Source organism: Ornithinimicrobium cerasi, from assembly GCF_003702705.1.
GTDB classification, from domain to species: Bacteria; Actinomycetota; Actinomycetes; order Actinomycetales; family Dermatophilaceae; genus Ornithinicoccus; species Ornithinicoccus cerasi.
Genome location: NZ_QZMN01000033.1, coordinates 1 through 5,139, shown reverse-complemented (window position 1 = coordinate 5,139; position 5,139 = coordinate 1). Strand labels below are relative to the sequence as shown.

General features: G+C 66.3%; 3 protein-coding genes. 1 reads left to right on the top strand and 2 read right to left on the bottom strand.

The genetic code is table 11. From position 1 onward, the window contains the following. Positions 1-308: 308 nt before the first annotated feature. Positions 309-740 (top strand): hypothetical protein, encoded by a 432-nt coding sequence (locus D4B81_RS17425; RefSeq protein ID WP_122263939.1) that lies wholly within the window; start codon positions 309-311, stop codon positions 738-740. Positions 741-1,917: 1,177 nt separating this feature from the next. On the opposite strand, the gene D4B81_RS17415 is transcribed toward D4B81_RS17425, so the two are convergent. Then, complete coding sequence (locus tag D4B81_RS17415) at positions 1,918-4,326, bottom strand: GIY-YIG nuclease family protein (RefSeq protein WP_202613757.1); 2,409 nt, start codon at positions 4,324-4,326, stop codon at positions 1,918-1,920. Between the two features lie 89 nt (positions 4,327-4,415). Then, the gene (locus D4B81_RS17410) at positions 4,416-5,033 is read right to left on the bottom strand and encodes a hypothetical protein (protein WP_202613756.1); all 618 of its coding nucleotides are present in this window, start codon (positions 5,031-5,033) and stop codon (positions 4,416-4,418) included. Positions 5,034-5,139: the final 106 nt, after the last annotated feature.

Sequence of the window (5,139 nt, the reverse complement as noted above, 5' to 3'; positions counted from 1 at the left end):
GGACGTCGGAGTCCCTACTAATCCGCAGACCACCCGGCGGGTGTGACTTCTGACGCGATAATGCTCGCTTCATCCGGGAATGCCAGAGGTGTGTGGGACATGAGCGGTGCGGTTTCGGTCAGGCTCAGCGTCGTTCTCGATCATGCTCAGGGTCGGTTTCGGTCGGGCCCGGTGTCGGTGTCAAGTGGGGGTCGGACTCGGCGCTGATGGTCTGAGGGTGATTGGTCGGGCGTGAGTCCCTGGGCGGTGGTGGTCCGCATTAGGTGGCGTCCGGAGGTTCTTTGTAGATCTAGGAAAGGTGCACTGTGATGCAGAAGCAGACGGTGAGGCAGCTGGCGCGGGCCCGTGCTCGGGAGGCTCGGGCGAAGGTGGTCCAGGAGCAGGCGAAGCGGGAGCGGCGGCTGGCGAAATGGGGCGAGGCGGTGGCCGTAGCGCTGGCTGAGCGGGACGCGGTAGTCAGCGACTGCGAGCAGCGAGCAGGGCGGGCGCTGCGGTCGTTGATCGAGGAGGAGGGGCTGAGCACGCAGGAGGCGTTGGTCTGGTGCGGGGATGGCACGCTGACGGGACGGGAGGTCTACCGGCTCATCCGGGGCGTCGTTGACGAAGACGAGGGCGCCGCTGGGGGTGATGGGGACCAGGGCGAGGAGCAGGGCGACGCTGCCGGTGATGAGGAGCAGGGCGAGGACTCGCGCGAGGCTGCGCCGGCCTCGACGGGGCCAGCTGAGAGCATGCCGGGGTGAGTGCGCGGCGGTTGTCGGAGGTCGGCCCTGGCGGCGCTGTCGGCGGCGCTGGGCGACCTGGGCACGGTGAACCGCTGGCGGAAGAAGGTCGTGAGCGTCGACGGTTCGGAGTGCTGGTGGTGGACGGGCGCGATCAGTGGGCGCGGTCACGGGCGGTTCTACTTCGCGCCGGGGCGCGTCATCATCTCGCACCGGTTCGCCTTCGGGCTTGTGCACGGGGCGCAGGTGCTAGACCGGGTGCGGGTGCTCGGTCACCGTTGCGGCAACCAGCTGTGTCAGCGGTCCACCCTGAGCACGTGGTGGCCTCGTCGCATGCGGAGAACCGGCGGGAGTGGGCTGCGCGGCGGGAGTTGAGCGCGTCACCGCTGGGTGATCCTCGAGGGGCGCGGCGTCGTGCTCACGAGCTGCGTGACGTGGCGCGGCAGGATCCGGCGTTGGTCTCGGCAGACCTGGCGCGGCTGCCGGCGCTCTACGGGGAGCAGCTGAAAGTCTGGTGACGGTCCTCTGGTGCCTGCAACGCGGCCAGCAGGCGCTGAGCGGTGTTCTCCACATCGGCCAGCACCTCGGGCAACGGTGGGCGGCACGTCAAGGTGCTCAGCGAGGGCGGCGGACTCGTCGGGGTTGACCTGGGCCAGGCGCTTGATCCGGCCGCATAGCGGCTGCAGCCGGTTGGCCAGCAGTGCTTGCCCGCAGTAGGGCGAGCCGGTCCGCTTCGGCGGTGGCGCGGGCGACGGCGACTATGTCCCGGTTGACCACGTCGACGGCCTGCATCGTCTGCTCCTTGGGTGGTGCGGTGATGGGGGCAGGCCCGGCCCGGGGGGAGGGGGCCAAAGGGACCGGGAGGCGCGGTCGTGCTGGACGGTGCCCGTTAGGTGCTGCTGGCTGTGCCGGCCCCCTGGGTCAAGGATGCTGATGGGATCTAGGTTCCGACGCACTTCGAGCTGGCGCAGCAGGGCAGCGGGTTTGGTGTAAGACGGTGCGATTAGACGCGGCGGGCCGAGGGTTGGCCCGCCGCGTCCTCGCGTGGCCCCCCCGGGCAGGTTGCCAGTGTGGGGGTCCCGGGGTCCTCGGTGTGGTCTGCTGCTGCAGTTAGGGGCAGCGAAGAACGGCTAGGGAGGGACGCCATTGGTCAGGATCACGCACCGTGTGACGGGCGGCCCATGGGTATGAGCGTGCGTCAATGACTCTCAACCGGGTCCTCAGCGTAGACCTGGACCGGCCTGCCCTCCAGGACGGCCCGCTCGTCGTCGTCGAGGGCGTACTCCAGGCTGGTGATCTCGAAGCGTCGGAATTGGTAGATGGCGTCGTTCATGTGGGCCGCGCTGAACAGGCCGATGTCGGCAAGCTGGTGGAAGTCGGCCACAGTCAGGCCGGTGGTCCGCTCGAAGAGGTCGCTGTCAAGGGACTCAATGACGTGCTTGAGCGCTTCTTCCCGGAAGTCGGTGACATACATGAAGACCGGGATCTTGGTGATGAACTTCTGGAGCTTCTTCCGGATCTCCTTGCGACGCTTCGCTGTCTCCGTCTGTTCTTTACGCTGCCCTGGGTCGAGCTTCCCGGCCTGCTCGCGCTTAACCTTCTTGAGCATCTTCGTTGATGTCACGACCTGCTGTGCGGTGTCGGCCAGCGTGCGGAGGTCTTCGATCTGGGCGAGGGCTTCAACGAGGTCTGGGCGTTCAAGCAGGGCCGTCAGGGTGTGCTCGTTGACCTCTACGAGAAGGGGGGAGTTCCACCGCCGAGCCAGTGCCGAGGCACCGATCCCGGCGGTGGCCCAGTCCAGGACCGCGGTGGCATCTAGCTGCGTCATGGACCCGCCGGCGAAGCCGTAGATGGGTAGGTAGTTCAAGAGCTGTCCGATCGCCTCGGCCGGTGTCAGCTCGCCCGTGGTGGCCAGGCGGGTGCCGTACTCGGCGACCAGGCCGAGCGCGCGATTGGGGTCGAACTCGAAGACGTAGCAGGTGTCCTTGAGCACGTGCAGCTCGCCCTCGCCGTCCCTATATGCCCAGGGTGACTGGACCCGGAACGCCGCCTGGAAGTAGCTCTCCGGCGACTTGAGGGAGCGAAGCATGAGGATGGCGCCCCACTCGCGCACGGTGACGCCGGTCATCAGCTTGCCGCAGGACAGTGTGATTGAGCCGGACCGGTGCTCCCTGTCTGCCACGCCGATGGCCGCCTCGACGGGCGGTTTGGCGTCGGCACCCATGCCTGCGCCCGGACCCGCCGCGACGACGATCTCGAATCCGGAGAAGTACGGGTGGGCTTTGAGCGCGTCGCGCATGGCGAAGCACGCTGCGACGTCGGCCATGTACCAGACGGAGTGCCGGATCATCTCCTTGAAGCCGGCGTGCTCGTAAGGGAACGGGGCCTTCTGACCGCCGACGATCATCGACTTCATCTGGTTCGAGAGCTTGCCGCGCAGCATCTCGAGGAACTCGCCGACCTGGTCGGGGTGCTCGAAGACGTAGGTCCCCGGCGTCGCGCCCCTAGTGGCCCCCTCGACCTTATTGGCGCGGAAGTACTCGGTGAGGGAGAAGCCGTTGAACTCGCCGTCCTCGGCGTAGGCCTCGGCCTCGCGGCTGAGCTCGTAGGAGTACATCTGCATCCCGGGGAGTTCCCGGTAGGGGTTCTGGCCGCGGGACTCGTCCCAGATCGCCTTCTCGCGCTGCTCGTCGACGTAGGTCCAGTTGAAGATCTGGTCCTCGTTGAACTCCCCGTTGGTGATGGCCCGGAAAGGCGTCCCGGAAAGGTAGAGGATGTGTTTCGTGTCCAGGCCGAGGTCCTCGCTGGTGACCCTCTCGTCCGGCTCCTCCTCGTCGGCGGCCTTGAGGTCGGTCGGGTCGTACATCTCCCGGGCACCGTCGCGCCAAGCGCCGAAGTGGTACTCGTCCAAGATGACGCAGTCCCAGTCGATGAGCCCCAGGTTCTCGTTGCGAGGCTTGATCAGCCCGTCTTCGGTGCGGCCGGACAGGTCCTGGAAGGAAGCGAACCACACCAGGGGCGCGGACCCGTCGGTCAGCTCGTCACGCTCGTCGGGTTCGGTGTCTCGGTCGACAAACTTCCAGCCAGCGAAGTCGACGTGGGCAAGCAGGTCGTCGCGCCAGGCGGTCTTCACCGCAGGTTTGTACGTCAGCACCAGGACGCGCCGCCAGCCCATCTGCCGGGCGAGTTGGTAGGCCGTGAACGTCTTGCCGAAACGCATCTTGGCGTTCCACAGGAACTTGGAGCTGCCGCTGTCCCCGGCACGCGTCCGGAAGTAGTTGGCCGTGACCTCGACCGCGGCCTTCTGCTCGGGGCGCATTTCGAAGGTCTCGGTGCGCTGATCGGCCAGATCGACGCCGGTCCGCACCGACGCGATCGCCGCGCGCACCTCCTCGAGGGTTGTCTCGAACCACTCCTGGTCTCGCTTGATTCCATGTGAGACGAGTGCGGCGTGCACCTCGTGGTCGGTGAACTCTTCACCGTCCGCACGTGTTGCCGCCTCGTCCAGCAGGATCGAGACACCTTCCAGGTGCGGGTAGGCGGTGCCAAGCTGCTGCTTGATCCGCGCTCTCGCCGTCGACTTCGTGGTCTGCCCGACCTTGATCAATCCGGTCCCCTCGGTCAGCGTGCTGCCGACGTGGCGGGACCAAGGCACGTCGTCCTTGCCGACGACGGTGTAGGCGTATATCCGGTTCGTCACTCCTCGTCGTCCTCCTCAGCGACCTTCCCCGGGCGGTACTTGGCGCCGCCGGGGAGGTGGCTGGCGGGGATTGGGGAGTCGAGTGAGAGGTTCACCGAGCGGGGTTTGATGGTCTTCTCGATGTGAGCGCGCGCGTCCTCGGTAAGACCGAAATGCTCGTAGAGGTCCTCGTCGGTCCACCGCCGAGTCATGTCCAGCATGGGCACGAACCGGAAGCGTTCTGGGGTCAGGTCCTGAGTGACCTTTCGCTGCAGGACGAGGAACCTGACGAACTTGGTCGCAAGGTAGTACGCGTAGTTCTCTGTCTCTTCCTTGGAGTCGAACATGCCCGCGATGAAGTAGGTCTGGGTACAGGCAGACCCTGGGGCAAGCGCGATCGGCTCGCCGAGCACGTATGCCTCTTCCCGACCGTGGCCGTCGCCCGTCCTCGGCAACAGAACCTTCCACCGGTCGATCCACTGGTGGTTCCGCTGGATCTGGTCTGGCCGGCTGTAACCGACCTTGTTGGCATAGATGAGCGGGACCGCACCCTCAAAGGGTTCGGGAACACTGCCTGGGTAGTTGGACCTCATAGTGAGTCCGAACGGCTTGGTGACGGTCGCGTGAGCTTCCACGGAGTCACCCCTGGGGTCGGCCTTCCGGATGATGAGAGTAATTGTCAAGACCTGTGGATCGGCGTGTCACGCGACGTGTCGTTGGCCTCCTGATTCCTCGGGTCGT